This window comes from Povalibacter sp. (assembly GCF_036520495.1).
GTDB lineage: Bacteria > Pseudomonadota > Gammaproteobacteria > Steroidobacterales > Steroidobacteraceae > Steroidobacter.
This window is the reverse complement of sequence record NZ_DATDJO010000002.1, coordinates 18410-32640: the sequence shown is the minus strand read 5'-3', so window position 1 is coordinate 32640 and position 14231 is coordinate 18410. Positions and strand designations below refer to the sequence as shown.

The window sequence follows — 14231 nt, the reverse complement described above, 5'->3', positions numbered from 1 at the left end:
AACATGCTTCCAGTCATCGCGCTCGTCGGCCGACCGAATGTCGGTAAGTCGACCCTGTTCAATGTCCTGACCCGCAGCCGGGACGCGCTCGTCGCGGACCTGCCCGGGCTTACGCGCGATCGCAACTACGGTTACGGCAAGCTCGGGCCGATCCCATACCTGGTCGTCGATACCGGCGGTCTGGTGGTCAATGCGGAAGGTATCGAGCAACTCATGGCGAAGCAGACGCTGCGCGCCATCCAGGAAGCCGACCGCGTGCTGTTCATGCTCGATGCCCGCGAAGGCTGCGCCTCTGCCGATCACTTCGTTGCGCAGACGCTGCGCAAGCTTGGCAAGGATGTGATTCTGGTGGCCAACAAGGCCGAGGGCGTCGACAGCGCCACGGCGGCAGCCGACTTCCATCAGTTGGGCCTGGGCGAACCGTTGGCGATCTCTGCCGCGCATGGCGCTGGTATGAAGGCGTTGCTGGAGCGCGCCCTGGCGGGCTTCACTGTCGCGCCGGGCACAGGTGCGTTCGAAGACCAGGGAATTCGCGTCGCTGTCATCGGCCGTCCCAACGTTGGCAAGTCGACACTGATCAATCGCCTCATCGGCGAAGACCGGTTGATTGCATTCGATCAGCCGGGCACCACGCGCGATGCCGTCTTCGTTCCCTTCCAGCGCGACGGCCAGCTCTACACGCTGATCGATACAGCGGGTGTGCGCCGTCGTGCGCGCGTCGAAGAGGCCGTCGAGAAGTTCAGCATCGTGAAGACTCTGCAGGCCGTCGATGATGCTCACGTCGTCATCGGCGTGATCGATGCGCATGACACGGTAGCCGAGCAGGATGCGAGTCTCTTCGGTCTCGTGGCCGAGCGGGGCAGGGCACTGCTCATTGCCGTCAACAAGTGGGATGGCATCCCGACGGACAAGCGCAATGAAATCCGCACCGGCCTCGATCTGCGCCTGCCGTTTCTGGATTTCGCGCCGGTGCATTTCATTTCAGCGCTGCATGGTACGGGCGTCGGCGAACTCATGCGGGATGTCGGCAAGGCCTACTCGGCCGCCACGCGCGACCTGGCGACGCCGGATCTGACGCGCGTGCTGGAAGCCGCGATGCAGCAACATCAACCGCCATTGGTCCGCGGCCGGCGCATCAAGTTGCGTTACGCGCACCAGGGCGGCCGCAATCCGCCGATCATCGTCATCCACGGCAACCAGGTGCAGCACGTACCGGATGCGTACCGGCGCTATCTGTCCAACACGTTCCGCAAGCACTTCCATCTGGAAGGCACGCCGGTGCGGGTCGAATTCCGTTCCGACGAAAATCCCTACAAGGACAAGCGCAACACGCTCACGCCGCGGCAGGTGAAGAGCCGCAAACGACTGATGCAGCGGGTCAAGAAGAGATAGCAAGAGGCGAGCAGTGATCGAAAGCGAATCGCGCGGGGCAAAAAGGAAAGGATGTATAGATGCGCTTCGAGGATGGCAGGGTCACCGGCTTTCCTCGTAGACTCCTGATGATCTGATCGAAACGGATCGCTCCGTTAAGTCTCGTGGGATTCCCGTTCGGTCACGGTCTTTCGCGGTCTCTCTTCCGGATTTCCAGCATGGTCTCAGCCCGAAAAATACTGAAGCTCGATCAGCCGTTCGCCATGCGCCGCGGCGGCGCCTTGCGAAACGTGCAGATCGCCTATGAGACGTGGGGTGATCTGTCGCCCCGCGCCGATAACGCCATCCTCATCTTCACGGGCTTGTCGCCTTCTGCGCACGCGGCGTCTTCCAGCGACGATCCTGCGCCCGGTTGGTGGGAAGACATGATCGGGCCGGGCCGGCCCATCGATACACGTCGCTTCTTCGTCATCTGCGTCAATTCCCTGGGCAGCCCTTACGGCTCGACGTCGCCAGCGTCGGTCAACCCGGCGACCGGCGAGACGTATCGACTCACGTTTCCCGTGCTGACCGTGGAGGACATTGCCCGGGCGGGCCATGAAGTCGTGATGCATCTGGGGATCAGGAAGCTTGCGTCCGTCGTGGGTCCGTCACTCGGTGGCATGACGGTGCTCGCGTATTGCGCGCTCTTCCCGAACGAAGCCCGCAGTGTCGTTTCGATTTCAGGAGCCGCGCGCTCGCTGCCGTTTTCCATCGCGCTGCGCTCGCTGCAGCGGGAGATCATTCGACGCGATCCGGCCTGGGACGAGGGCAACTACAGCAGCGACGCCATTCCTGTCACCGGGATGCGTCTTGCGCGCAAGCTGGGAATGATCACCTACCGTTCGGCCAAGGAATGGCAGTTGCGATTCGGGCGCGAGCGCGCAAGTTCCGAGCGCAAAGCCGGCGATCCTTTCGGTATCGATTTCGAAGTGGAGTCGTACCTCGAGAATCACGCGATCAAGTTCACCGGTCAGTACGATCCGAACTGCTATCTCTACGTTTCGCGGGCGATGGATCTGTTCGATCTCGCCGATCACGGTGGCACGGTGGCCGATGCGTTGAAGCGCTTCAGGGTCGAGCGCGCGCTGATCATGGGTGTCGAAACCGACCTGCTGTTTCCCATCGAGCAGCAGCAGGAACTGGCAGATGGCCTTCGGAGCGACGGTCGGGAAGTGCAGTTCGCGCGTCTGCCGTCACTGCAGGGGCACGACGCGTTCCTGGCGGACATGGACCGGTTCAGACCGCCGATCGACGAATTCCTGAAGGGCCTGTGATCGGTTGATCACTCGCCGCCCAGAAACAATCCCGGATCCACCATCGCGCGGTTCAGCGCGACGCCCCAATGCAGGTGCGGCCCTGTCACTCGACCGGTGGCGCCGACCTTGCCGATCACCTGGCCTGCCTGCACCGCATCGCCCGCTTTGACTGCCAGGCTGTCGAGATGGCAGTACATGGTGACCAGGCCGTAGCCGTGATCGATGTAGAGCGTATTGCCGTTGAAGAAAAAATCGCCGGCTTCGACGACGCTGCCGGCCGCCGGGGATTTGATCGGCGTGCCCGTGGGGGCTGCGATATCCATCCCTGTATGCGGATTGCGCGGCTGCCCGTTGAAAATGCGGCGTGATCCATAGGAATCCGACCGCACGCCTGGCACTGGCGACAATAAGGTCAGTGAAGGCATTCCAGTCGTCGTGAATTTCGACAGCGCGGCGCTCGAGCGCTCCTGCTCGCTGGCGATGCGCTTGAGATCGTCGGGATTCGGATCGACCTGCCGCTGGTTCTTGATCGTGAGCTTCTGGGTTCGATACTGCTTGTCCGTGACATTGAACGGCACGTCGTGTTTTCCCGTGCCGGTGTAGACCTGCAGCGTCTGTGCTCCCGGTTTCGTCGCCAGCGGAATTCCGACTACTGCGATCCAGCGATCGTCGCGACGAATGACAGCCGTCTGGTGCTCGCCATAGACAACGCGTGGTGGGCTCGTGCCGCCGGTAACATCGATGAATGCGATGCCGCCCGGAACGCGCGACTCACGCGGTAAATCGGTTGCGAACGCCGCTGACGCAGCCAGTGCCAATGAAGCAAGCAGAAGTCGAAAACCGTTCAAGCTCTAATCCTCCGAACCTTCGAGGGTCTGTTCGACGCGGGCACGGACCCGGCCGGTAGCCAGCCGCGCAAGGATCTCCTGACCGCTCGTCAGGGTGCGTGCATCGGTGACGACGTGGCCCTGCGCATCGCTCACGATCGCATAGCCGCGCTGCAACGTGGCCAGCGGGCTGATCGCATCCAGCGTTCCCACAGCCACGCGCAGTTGCGTCCGCAGGTGCTGTAATCGACGCTGCAACGCTGATTCCAGCGATGAGCGCGCCATCTGCAATCGGCCCTTCACAGCGGCGAGTCGCACGGCCGGTGAGGCTTGTCGCAGATGCGCTGCCTGTTCAGCCACGACAGCCCGTCGATGCCGAAGTTGCTGCTGCATGAGGCGGGCAAGTCGCAATTCGAGTTCATCCAGTCGCTGCGAATGCTGGCGTAGCTCGATGCCAGGATGGCGCTGCGCCATGCGGCGCTGCAGCCAGTCGAGCTGGGTACGCCGGTCCACCATCGATCGGCTGAAAGCCGCCGCCAGACGTCGGGAATGCAGTGCCAGTTGCCGCAGCCAGTCGTTGCAATCGGGCGCAGCGAGTTCGGCAGCGCCGGAAGGGGTCGGCGCCCGCTTGTCCGCGACGAAGTCCGCGATCGTGAAATCGACTTCATGGCCGACGCCGCTGATCACGGGAATCGCACAGGCAGCGATGGCGCGTGCCACGCTTTCTTCGTTGAAGGCCCACAGGTCTTCGAGCGAACCGCCACCGCGCGCCAGGATCAACACGTCGCACTCGGCGCGTGCCGAAGCACGCTGGAGCGCAGCAACGATTTGCGGCGCCGCTGCCGCACCCTGGACAGCGACGGGATAGAGCAGCACGGGGATCGAGCAGAAGCGTCGCCGCAGGATATGCAGCACATCGCGAATGGCAGCACCGGTGGGGGAGGAGATCACGCCAATTCGTCGGGGCAGTCGTGGCAGCGGCTTCTTGCGCTCGGTCGCAAACAGCCCTTCGGCGGCGAGCTTTGCTTTGAGCGCCTCGAACTGCCGGCGCAGGGCGCCTTCGCCCGCCTCTTCGATGTGGTCGGCCAGGAACTGATAGTCGCCACGCGGTTCGTACAGACTCACCCGACCGCGCAGTAATACGCGCTGCCCGTCCCGCGGGCTGAAGCGGGCCAGCAGATTACGCTGCCGGAACATGGCGCAGCGCAACTGCGCCGCATCGTCCTTGATCGAGAAATACCAGTGTCCGGACGAAGGGCGGGACAGATTGGATATCTCGCCTTCGATCCACAGTGCCGAGAACCCGCGTTCGAGCATCGTACGGGCTTCGCGGTTGAGTCGGCTGGGCGTGTAGACGTCGCGTTCGGGCAGCAATGGAGTGAGCAGATCAGGCATGCGGGAAGGCTACAGGGTCCGGGCTGCGGGCTACAAACGGCCGATCGCCGGCATCAGTCAAAACCTGACCAGAACTCAAGTGAGATTTCCGGCCGGTCTGCGCTACTTCGACGATCGATCCCGCATCCTTAGGTTTACCAGCGCAGCATCGCGGCGTACAATGGCGCGCTTTCATCGACAGGCCGTGGGCACACCATGCGTATTCTCGAGGAAGCGCTCACCTTCGACGACGTACTTCTGGTACCGGCATATTCCGCGTTCCTACCGCGCGATGCCGACCTTAGTACCCAGGTCACTCGCTCCATCCGTCTCAATCTACCCGTCGTATCCGCTGCCATGGATACGGTCACGGAAGCTCGTCTTGCAATCACCATGGCCCAGGAAGGCGGCATGGGGATTATCCACAAGAACATGAGCATCGACGCCCAGGCGCGCGAAGTCGACCGGGTGAAGAAGTACGAGAGTGGAGTGATCCATGATCCGATCACGATCAGCCCCGACAAGACGATTCGCGAAGTTCTCGAACTTACCCGCGCCAAGAACATATCCGGCGTACCAGTCGTCGTTGGCTCGAAAGCCGTAGGCATCGTCACTCATCGCGACCTGCGATTCGAGACCCAGCTCGATGCGCCCGTATCGACGGTCATGACTCCGCAGGACCGGCTGATCACGGTGCGCGAAAACGCACCGAAGATCGAAGTCCTCGCGTTGTTGCACAAGCACCGTATCGAGAAGGTGCTGGTGGTCGACAGCAGCTTCAACCTGAAGGGCATGATCACGGTCAAGGATTTCCAGAAGGCCACGGAATTCCCGCGCGCGGCGAAAGACGAACGCGGCGCTCTGCGTGTCGGTGCTGCGGTCGGTACCGGTGCGGATACCTTGCAGCGCGCCGAGGCGCTCATAGCCGCCGGCGTCGATGTCATCGTCGTCGATACCGCGCACGGTCATTCGGCCGGCGTGTTGCAGATGATTCGCAAGATCAAGGAAGCCTGGCCGGATCAGCAGGTGATCGGCGGCAACATCGTTACGGCGGATGCCGCGAAGGCGTTGGTGGAAGCCGGCGCAGATGGTGTGAAAGTCGGCATCGGCCCCGGTTCGATCTGCACGACGCGCATCGTCGCTGGTGTCGGCGTGCCCCAGATTTCCGCCATCGCCAACGTCGCAGCCGCGCTCAAGGGAACGGGCGTACCGCTCATTGCCGATGGCGGCATTCGATTCTCTGGTGATATCGCCAAGGCCCTCGTTGCAGGCGCGCATTCCGTGATGATCGGCGGTCTGTTTGCAGGTACCGAGGAATCGCCAGGCGAAGTCGAGCTGTACCAGGGCGCATCGTACAAGTCGTATCGCGGCATGGGATCGCTTGGCGCCATGGCGCAGTCGCACGGTTCCAAAGATCGCTACTTCCAGGACGCAACCGCCGAACTCGAGAAACTCGTGCCGGAAGGCGTCGAAGGTCGCGTTCCTTACAAAGGTTCGATGGTGACGATCCTGCTGCAGCTGGCTGGTGGCCTGCGTGCGGCGATGGGTTACACCGGCTGCCGCTCCGTCGAAGAGCTGCGCACCCGGCCTTCCTTCGTTCGCATCACCAACGCGGGCATGCGCGAAAGCCATGTCCACGATGTGTCGATCACGAAGGAAGCGCCGAACTATCGCGTCCGATGACGCAGCGGCGACTGACCACGGCCAGCACGCATCGTCCTGGCCGTGGTCCGTCGTCCGTAGCCTGTTTCCCACTTTGAGGCCTCCTGCGTGAACGCTTCTGCGACCGCCGCGATCCCCGCTAATTCCGCCGATATCCACGCCGACCGAATTCTGATTCTCGATTTCGGCGCCCAGTACACCCAGTTGATTGCCCGACGCGTGCGCGAAGGCGGCGTGTATTGCGAGATCCATCCGTGGGACGTATCGGATGCGGATGTCCGCGCCTTCGGCGCAAAAGGAATCATTCTGTCCGGTGGGCCGGAATCGGTGACCGATGCGCAGCCGCCGGTTGCGCCGCAAGCCGTCTTTGAACTGGGTGTCCCGGTCCTTGGTATCTGCTACGGCATGCAGACCATGGCCAAGCAGCTGGGCGGTCGGGTCACCGCGTCCAATCATCGTGAGTTCGGCTACGCGCAGGTGACCTCGTCCGCACCGTGCCGATTACTCGATGGCCTGCGGGATCACAGTGACGATCAGGGCAGGGCACTGCTCGATGTCTGGATGAGTCACGGCGATCGCGTCGAGGAATTGCCCGATGGCTTCGTCGCCACGGCCTTCACCAACAGCGTGCCACTGGCGGCGATGGCCGATGAATCGCGCCGGTACTACGGCGTGCAGTTCCATCCCGAAGTCACTCACACCTTGCAGGGCACGCAGCTGCTCGAACGCTTCGTGCGCGAGATCTGCGGCTGCGAGGCGCGCTGGAGTTCCGGCAACATCATCGCTGATTCGCTTGCACGTATTCGTGAGCAGGTGGGCAACGATCACGTGCTGCTGGGTCTGTCCGGCGGTGTGGATTCGTCGGTGGTCGGTGCGCTGCTGCACAAGGCGATCGGCAAGCAGCTCACCTGCGTATTCGTGGATCACGGACTGCTGCGCCTCCACGAAGGCGATCAGGTCATGGAGACGTTCGCCAAGCACATGGGCGTGCGCGTGATTCGCGTCGATGCCGAAGAACGCTTCCTCAGCGAGCTCAAGGGCGAGAACGATCCGGAGCGCAAGCGCAAGATCATCGGTCGTCTGTTCGTCGAAGTATTCGAAGAGCAGGCCGCCAAGCTCGAAGGCATCCGCTGGCTGGCGCAGGGCACGATCTATCCGGACGTGATCGAATCGGCCGGCTCCAAGACCGGCAAGGCGCACGTGATCAAGAGCCATCACAACGTCGGTGGCCTGCCTGAAAAAATGAATCTCAAGCTGCTCGAGCCGCTGCGCGAGCTGTTCAAGGACGAAGTCCGCCGGCTCGGCGTCGAACTCGGTCTGCCGCGCGAGATGGTGTATCGCCATCCGTTCCCGGGCCCTGGCCTCGCAGTCCGCATCCTGGGCGAAGTGACCAGGCCCTATGCGGAACTCCTGCGCAAAGCCGACGCAATCTTCATCGAAGAGCTGCGTCGTCACGATTTATACGATCGGACCAGCCAGGCATTCGCCGTCTTCCTGCCGGTGAAGTCCGTTGCGGTGATGGGCGACGGTCGCCGCTATGACTACGTGATCGCTCTGCGCTGTGTCGAAACCATCGACTTCATGACCGCACGCTGGTCGCGGTTGCCTTATGAGTTCCTCGATGTGGTCGCGCGCCGGATCATCAACGAAACGCAGGGCATCTCCCGTGTGGTCTACGACATCTCGGGTAAGCCGCCGGCGACGATCGAGTGGGAGTAGCGTTATCAACGGTGACAATGGATTCGGCGGCGACTCTTGCCGTCCTGAAGTTGCTTCACCGTTGAGGAGCCGTTGATTACGCGCGCCGTCCCACGTTAGGCGCGATCAATCTCGAGCAGCGTCCCCAGAAGCACATTTGCTCCGTTCGCGCAGTCGGTCCAGCGAGTGAGTTCCCTGGGTGAGTGGCTGACGCCGTTGACGCTCGGTACGAAGATCATGGCCATTGGCGCGATTTTGGCCAGTTCCTGGGCATCATGTCCTGCGCCGGTCGGCAGATGCATCGTCTTCAAACCAAGGCTGGTGGCCGCCAACTCGATCTTCGACTGAAACCGCGGATCAGCCAGGGCAGGGTCGAGGTCGAGCTATTTCGTCATCGTGATCCGGGTTCGGGTTGCCGTGGCGATCGCTTCTGCGCGCTTCGCGATCGCTGCGCCCAGACGCGCCACCTTCCCGGATGACAGGTCGCGGATTTCGACGGTGTGACGGACGCGACCGGGAATGACATTGGCTGCGTTGGGCGTCACTTCCAGTTTGCCAACCGTAGCGACCTGGCTGCCCGGCTCCGCTTTCGCGATTTCGTTGACGGCCTCCACCATCTTCGCCGCTGCGAGAAGCGCATCCTGTCGCATGGGCATCGGCGTTGTTCCGGCGTGGTTGGCAACACCCTCGATGGTGACCTGATACTGGGCGATGCCGACGATGCCATCGACGACCCCGATCGGAATGCCCTCGCGAGCGAGAATTCCGCCCTGTTCGATGTGCAATTCGAGATAGCAGTGGATCGACCCCGGCGCGCGGCGCGCCGACGCGATGCGTTCGGGATCACCGCCAATCCGCCGCAGACCTTCGCGGGCAGCGACGCCCTCCATGCTCGCGGGGTCCGCGAGCATGGGCGGGACTGATCCGATAGCAGCAGCACTGCCCATTGGATCGCCTTCCTCGTTCGACCAGATCACGACCTCGATCGGATGACGTGTCGCAATGTGCTTTTCATTGAGCGTGTGGAGGACCTCGATGGTGGCCATCGAGCCAAGCTGACCATCGAAGTTGCCGCCGTCGGGAACCGAGTCGATATGTGAACCCAATGTAATCGGCCGCCGCGATGGATCCGTGCCGGCACGCAACCCGCTGATATTTCCTGCCGCGTCGCTGACGGGGGCAATCCGGCATCTCGCATCAGTTGCATGGCGTAAGCCCGTGCAGCGATATCGGCGTCGGAATAAGCCAGGCGACTGACGCCATCGGCGAAGGTGCCTCCCGCCGGGCGTCCGAATACGCTGAGCTGCTCGAGCGAATTCTGCAGTCGCGCCGCATTGATCCGCAGCGTTGGAGTGTCTGCCAGCTTCGCCCACGATCGGACCGGAAGGATCACGGCCATACCGACGAGAAGCCGCAGAAATGTCCGGCGGTTGGTTGTCTTCATCGATTTTCCCACCTGCTTGTCCTGCTGCGACACGCGTTGGTGTGATTGTTATTCGCTGCGCATTCAGGCCGCCATTGGCAGTCATTGCAACCATGCGTTCAGCGATTGCCAATGGCGATCGATTGCGACGGTGCAGGTTATTGTCGAACGACCGCGTGCACAAAATTCCCGTGGAAGCTGACCGTCGCGTTGCATGTCTCCGGTCGAGGCGCGACGGATGTGGCTGAGCAAGGAAGCTGCAGGAAACGGTCAGTTCGGACAACCCAGCAGTCTCGTCGTGGCGTTTGGACCTGACTCGGCAATACACGCTTACATGTCGTGACGAATGGGTTGTCGCGAGAGAGATCGATCGCCAGTGTTGAGAGCGATTCTCATTGTCCGAATTTCCGCCGGCTGGCTGCGCTCGCGTTCTGGATTCGCCCATCGGTGCATCGATCGCGGCATCGTGGGTCGAGCGGCTGCGGCCGCTGGGCTATCCTGTGGCCCATGAATCAACCAGATCCTGTTCCCGAGACGCTACTCGATACGGATGTTCGCTGGATGCGGCGTGCCATGGAGCTTGCGCAAGCTGCGCAGGACGCCGGTGAGGTTCCGGTCGGTGCCGTCATCGTCAAGGACGATGTTGCGCTCGCCGAAGGCTGGAACCGTCCAATCAGCACCAGCGATCCCACGGCCCATGCCGAGATGATTGCGCTACGCGCGGCCGCGCAGACGCTGGGCAACTATCGGCTGCTCGACACGACGCTGTACGTGACGCTGGAGCCGTGTGCCATGTGCGCGAGCGCCATGGTGCATGCACGCGTGAAGCGGCTCGTCTACGCCGCGACGGACCCGCGTGCAGGAGCGGCGGGGTCCGTCTTCAACATCGTGCAGCATCAGGCGTTGAATCACCGCCTGGAAATGACCTCCGGCGTGCTCGCCGACGAGTGCAGCACGCTGCTGCGATCGTTCTTCGCTTCTCGGCGGTGAACAGAATTGAGGTACACAAAGGAGCACAAAGAAGACAGAAGACAAGGGAAGTCGATGGCCCGGAGCCCCTTTTCTCACGTTGTGTCCTTTGTGTACCTCCGGTTTCAGGATTCCGGCGTCGACCGCGTCTGGTAGTCAGATCCTTCCGGGACCCAGAAGCAGAAGCCGTGCTGCTTTGATTCCTTGACGCTCGCGCCAAGCACGGACGTTGCGAGCTCCTTCTTCAAGCCATCGATGCCCTCGTCCGAGCTGAAGACGTGCTTCGCCGCGACGACGTCGCCGTAGGTCTTCTCGGTGCTATCGCAGACTTTGTCGAGCGTCTCCGGCTGAGTCGGGCCCAGCGAGTAGACGTGAACGTCTTCGTCCACGCTGAAGGTGCGAATGCGCCATGCAGACTCGGGGCCGATGAAGAACTGCACCGTGTCGAACGTGTCGTCGTCGGCCGGTGCTTCGGAGTCTTCCGCATAACTGCTCTGGATCGAGAGCACGTAGACCACCAGTACGCTTTGCATGAGAACCTCGCTGATTCGGGCGGCTACAGTACCACCGCGCATCGCGCGGGTCTGTCAGCCTCCCAGCTGATTTGGCGCGCGCCACGTGCGCTCGAACGGCAGGCGCCACGCACGCGGTGCGATGAGCTGGTGAATCGCATTCGGGCCCCATGATCCAGGTGCATAGAGCCTGACGGGTGGCGGTGCCTCCAGCAGCGGCGTGGAAACTTCCCATAGTCGTTCGATGCCTTGAGCGGCCGTGAACAGCGTGTGATCCCCGCGCATCGCATCGAGAATCAGTCGTTCGTACGCTTCGAGCACATCGCCGATCAATCCGGTGTCGCGCATCGCGAACTGCAGACTGAGCTTGTCCAGTCGCATGCCCGGACCGGGCCGTTTGCCGTAGAAGGACAGCGACATCTTCGATGCATCGGCCAGATCGAACGTCAGATGATCCGGACCTTGTGCGCCCACGCCGGAGTCAGCGGGGAACATGCTTTTCGGCGGTTCGCGGAACGCGATGGAAATGATGCGCTGGCCTTCGGCGAGTCGTTTGCCGGTGCGCAGGAAGAAGGGCACGCCCGCCCAGCGCCAGTTGTCGATGGAGCAGCGCAGGGCGATGAACGTTTCCGTTTCCGATTCCGGGTTGACGCCTTCGTCGCTGCGATAGCCGGTGTACTGACCACGCACGACATCGTGCGGCTGAATCGGCAGCATGCTGCGAAAGACCTTGTTCTTTTCCTCGCTGATCGGCGCGGGCTCGAGTGCGGTCGGCGGCTCCATCGCGACGAACGCGAGAATCTGGAACAAGTGGGTCACGACCATGTCGCGGAAGGCGCCCGTTGCTTCGTAGAAGCCGGCACGCGTGCCGAGTCCGAGCGTTTCGGGGACGTCGATCTGGATGTGATCGATGAAGTTGCGATTCCAGATGGGTTCAAACAACCCATTGGCGAAGCGGAACGCCAGGATGTTCTGCGCCGGCTCCTTGCCCAGGAAATGATCGATGCGAAAAATCTGCTCCTCGCTGAAGACTTCGTGCAGCTTGGAGTTCAGAGACACGGCGCTTGCGAGATCCGTGCCGAACGGTTTCTCCATGATGATGCGCGAGTTCCTGTCGACCTGGGCTTCACCGAGCATGCGGACCGCAGAGAGCGCGGCATTCGGCGGCACGCTGAGATAGTGCAGACGCCGGCTCTCGGTCTTGAGGGATTGCTCGGCCTTCTCCACGGCCGCTCGCAACGCTGCGGCTCCCGCTGATAGCGGTAGATAGTCGATGTTCCTGGCAAACGTTTCCCAATCGGCATCGGCGAATTTGCGCGCCCCGAACTCGTCCATGGCCGTGCGGGCGAATTTGCGGAAGTCGTCGGCAGAGATGTCGTCGAGCGAGACGCCGATGATGCGGCAGTCGGGAATGAAGCCTGCGCTGGCCAGGTGGAACAGTCCAGGCAGCAACTTGCGTCGCGACAGATCGCCGGTGGCGCCGAACAGCACGACAACCTGCGGGTATTTCGGACCGACACCAGAAGGGACTTTGGCCACCGATGCATGCTCCTGCAGTTGTGCGAAGCGACGATCGTCGCGCGCTGCAGTGAGGATAAGCGGGGAATTCGTGGATTGGCTACTGCGGCGATACGAGAGGGTGCAAGTGCACCAAAGCAGGACGGACCCCGGTCGGAACGATTCTTTTCCGCGCAGATCGCCGTGGCTGTCGGCGCCAATGAGAAGGCGCCGACAGAGATAACCGGGGTCATTGAATCTGCGTCACCGTCACCGAGTACGAATCATCCGCCGCGCGTTGAGTTGCATAGTCGGCGAGCGACAGGCAGACCGCGACGATGATGGTCGACAGAAGCAGGCAGAGGTTGCGCTGTGCATTACGACCGAACGATGTGAGAGCAAACATGACTATCTCCTTGGAGCTTCCCGGGCTGCCCGATTGCCGCCTGTGATGTTTTGGATGCAGCAGCCCCGCCGAAGGTTGCGGTCCGGTCGTGATCAGCGCCGGGACCGCCAGCTGCAACCTTTCTGCCTCGCGGCGCGTCACACGCAGACGGATGCCACTGGGGATAGCCAATGAATCGATTCGTGATGGGTACGGCAATCTGCCTCGCCGTTCTGACATTCAGCGTGCAGGCAGCGGAAAAGCGCCTGGACCAGACATTCTCCGTGACCCCCGGGGGCCGACTGACCGTCGACGCCGATGGCAGCACCATCGAAGTGACGGGGGCCGACGCGAACCAGGTGGTTGTCCGGATCGTCGCGACTGGATCGGAAAGTTCTCTCGACGACCTCGAGCTGGCAGCGGAGCAGGGTACAGACGGCGTCTCGGTGCGCGCCAAACGTCGTGCATCGGGTTGGTTCAGTTGGAGCGGCAGCCGTCAGATGGCGGTGAAAGTGATCGTGCCGAAACGCTATGACGTCACGCTGGAGACATCGGGTGGCGGTATCAGGCTCGCGCAGCTCCAGGGCGAGGCACTGGGCAAGACATCGGGAGGCAACGTTAGCGTGGCTCAGGTGGAGGGACCGGTGCGCATGACGACGTCGGGCGGCAGTATCGACGTCAGCGACGTGACGGGCGATACAGACATACATACATCAGGCGGCGGCATCTCGGTACGCGGCCTGCGAGGGAGTCTGTTGGCGCGCACGTCCGGTGGCAGTATTCAGCTCGAGACGATCGAAGGCACAACGACGGCCGAAACTTCGGGAGGCGGGGTGACGGCTTTGAATATCCGCGGCGGTGTGGATCTGCGCTCATCCGGCGGTGGTGTGAAGGCCGAAGGCATCGATGGCGGCATTCGCGTGAGCAGTTCAGGCGGCGACATTCGTGTCGAACTGATCGGCGCCAACCGCGGCATCAATGTCTCCACGACGGGTGGCGGTATCGAGATGCGGGTCTCGCGGGTCATCGCCGGCAGACTCGATGCTGCAACGAGTGGCGGTTCAGTCAGCAGTGAACTGCCGGTCACCACCACCGAAGCGCGCGAGCGACGGCTGTCCGGCACGATCAACGGTGGTGGTCCGGAGATCCGTGCGCGAACGTCCGGTGGAAGTATCCGGCTCCTCGCCCGCGACTGACGCCCCCGATCTACAGGTG

Annotated in this window: 13 protein-coding genes; 6 read left to right on the top strand and 7 right to left on the bottom strand. The window is 62.4% G+C overall.

The annotated features are described in order from the left end of the window. Positions 1-3: 3 nt before the first annotated feature. Positions 4-1392, top strand: coding sequence for a ribosome biogenesis GTPase Der (gene der / locus VIZ63_RS00405; RefSeq protein ID WP_331607493.1), 1389 nt, complete (start codon positions 4-6; stop codon positions 1390-1392). A 197-nt stretch (positions 1393-1589) separates the two neighbouring features. Further along, complete coding sequence (metX, locus tag VIZ63_RS00400) at positions 1590-2687, top strand: homoserine O-acetyltransferase MetX (protein WP_331607492.1); 1098 nt, start codon at positions 1590-1592, stop codon at positions 2685-2687. A gap of 8 nt (positions 2688-2695) precedes the next feature. Here the strand turns inward: metX and VIZ63_RS00395 are convergent, their stop codons facing one another. Beyond that, entirely contained in the window at positions 2696-3517 is an 822-nt protein-coding gene (locus tag VIZ63_RS00395; RefSeq protein ID WP_331607491.1) for a peptidoglycan DD-metalloendopeptidase family protein, read from the bottom strand. A 3-nt stretch (positions 3518-3520) separates the two neighbouring features. Further along, the gene (gene xseA, locus VIZ63_RS00390; RefSeq protein ID WP_331607490.1) at positions 3521-4891 is read right to left on the bottom strand and encodes an exodeoxyribonuclease VII large subunit; all 1371 of its coding nucleotides are present in this window, start codon (positions 4889-4891) and stop codon (positions 3521-3523) included. A gap of 195 nt (positions 4892-5086) precedes the next feature. Between xseA and guaB the strand changes: the two genes are divergently transcribed. Both guaB and guaA read left to right on the top strand, forming a co-directional pair. Further along, positions 5087-6553, top strand: coding sequence for an IMP dehydrogenase (gene guaB / locus VIZ63_RS00385; protein ID WP_331607489.1), 1467 nt, complete (start codon positions 5087-5089; stop codon positions 6551-6553). Between the two features lie 87 nt (positions 6554-6640). Next, on the top strand, positions 6641-8251 hold the full coding sequence (guaA, locus tag VIZ63_RS00380) for a glutamine-hydrolyzing GMP synthase (RefSeq protein WP_349261088.1): 1611 nt from the start codon (positions 6641-6643) through the stop codon (positions 8249-8251). Positions 8252-8346: 95 nt separating this feature from the next. Here guaA and VIZ63_RS00375 read toward each other — a convergent pair whose 3' ends face one another. After that, positions 8347-8562 (bottom strand): M20/M25/M40 family metallo-hydrolase, encoded by a 216-nt coding sequence (locus VIZ63_RS00375; RefSeq protein ID WP_349261087.1) that lies wholly within the window; start codon positions 8560-8562, stop codon positions 8347-8349. Between the two features lie 51 nt (positions 8563-8613). After that, on the bottom strand, positions 8614-9759 hold the full coding sequence (locus tag VIZ63_RS00370; RefSeq protein ID WP_331607529.1) for a hydantoinase/carbamoylase family amidase: 1146 nt from the start codon (positions 9757-9759) through the stop codon (positions 8614-8616). Between the two features lie 401 nt (positions 9760-10160). Here VIZ63_RS00370 and tadA point away from each other — a divergent pair, with 401 nt between their 5' ends. After that, positions 10161-10643 (top strand): tRNA adenosine(34) deaminase TadA, encoded by a 483-nt coding sequence (gene tadA / locus VIZ63_RS00365; RefSeq protein WP_331607488.1) that lies wholly within the window; start codon positions 10161-10163, stop codon positions 10641-10643. A gap of 104 nt (positions 10644-10747) precedes the next feature. Here the strand turns inward: tadA and VIZ63_RS00360 are convergent, their stop codons facing one another. The 3 genes from VIZ63_RS00360 to VIZ63_RS00350 all read right to left on the bottom strand — a co-directional run bounded on the left by VIZ63_RS00360 (position 10748) and on the right by VIZ63_RS00350 (position 13037). Beyond that, positions 10748-11155, bottom strand: a complete 408-nt coding sequence (locus VIZ63_RS00360; protein WP_331607487.1) for a hypothetical protein — start codon at positions 11153-11155, stop codon at positions 10748-10750. 54 nt (positions 11156-11209) lie between these two features. Beyond that, the gene (gene zwf / locus VIZ63_RS00355; RefSeq protein WP_331607486.1) at positions 11210-12673 is read right to left on the bottom strand and encodes a glucose-6-phosphate dehydrogenase; all 1464 of its coding nucleotides are present in this window, start codon (positions 12671-12673) and stop codon (positions 11210-11212) included. A gap of 208 nt (positions 12674-12881) precedes the next feature. Further along, complete coding sequence (locus VIZ63_RS00350; protein WP_331607485.1) at positions 12882-13037, bottom strand: hypothetical protein; 156 nt, start codon at positions 13035-13037, stop codon at positions 12882-12884. A gap of 170 nt (positions 13038-13207) precedes the next feature. Between VIZ63_RS00350 and VIZ63_RS00345 the strand changes: the two genes are divergently transcribed. Further along, on the top strand, positions 13208-14212 hold the full coding sequence (locus tag VIZ63_RS00345) for a DUF4097 family beta strand repeat-containing protein (protein WP_331607484.1): 1005 nt from the start codon (positions 13208-13210) through the stop codon (positions 14210-14212). Positions 14213-14231: the final 19 nt, after the last annotated feature.

Excerpts from the sequence above, each read along its gene's own strand:
- der (WP_331607493.1), top strand. The coding sequence starts at position 4 with ATGCTTCCAGTCATCGCGCTCGTCGGCCGACCGAATGTCGGTAAGTCG.
- metX (WP_331607492.1), top strand. The coding sequence starts at position 1,590 with ATGGTCTCAGCCCGAAAAATACTGAAGCTCGATCAGCCGTTCGCCATG.
- xseA (WP_331607490.1), bottom strand. The coding sequence starts at position 4,891 with ATGCCTGATCTGCTCACTCCATTGCTGCCCGAACGCGACGTCTACACG.
- guaB (WP_331607489.1), top strand. The coding sequence starts at position 5,087 with ATGCGTATTCTCGAGGAAGCGCTCACCTTCGACGACGTACTTCTGGTA.
- VIZ63_RS00370 (WP_331607529.1), bottom strand. The coding sequence starts at position 9,759 with ATGACTGCCAATGGCGGCCTGAATGCGCAGCGAATAACAATCACACCA.
- tadA (WP_331607488.1), top strand. The coding sequence starts at position 10,161 with ATGAATCAACCAGATCCTGTTCCCGAGACGCTACTCGATACGGATGTT.
- VIZ63_RS00360 (WP_331607487.1), bottom strand. The coding sequence starts at position 11,155 with ATGCAAAGCGTACTGGTGGTCTACGTGCTCTCGATCCAGAGCAGTTAT.
- VIZ63_RS00350 (WP_331607485.1), bottom strand. The coding sequence starts at position 13,037 with ATGTTTGCTCTCACATCGTTCGGTCGTAATGCACAGCGCAACCTCTGC.
- VIZ63_RS00345 (WP_331607484.1), top strand. The coding sequence starts at position 13,208 with ATGAATCGATTCGTGATGGGTACGGCAATCTGCCTCGCCGTTCTGACA.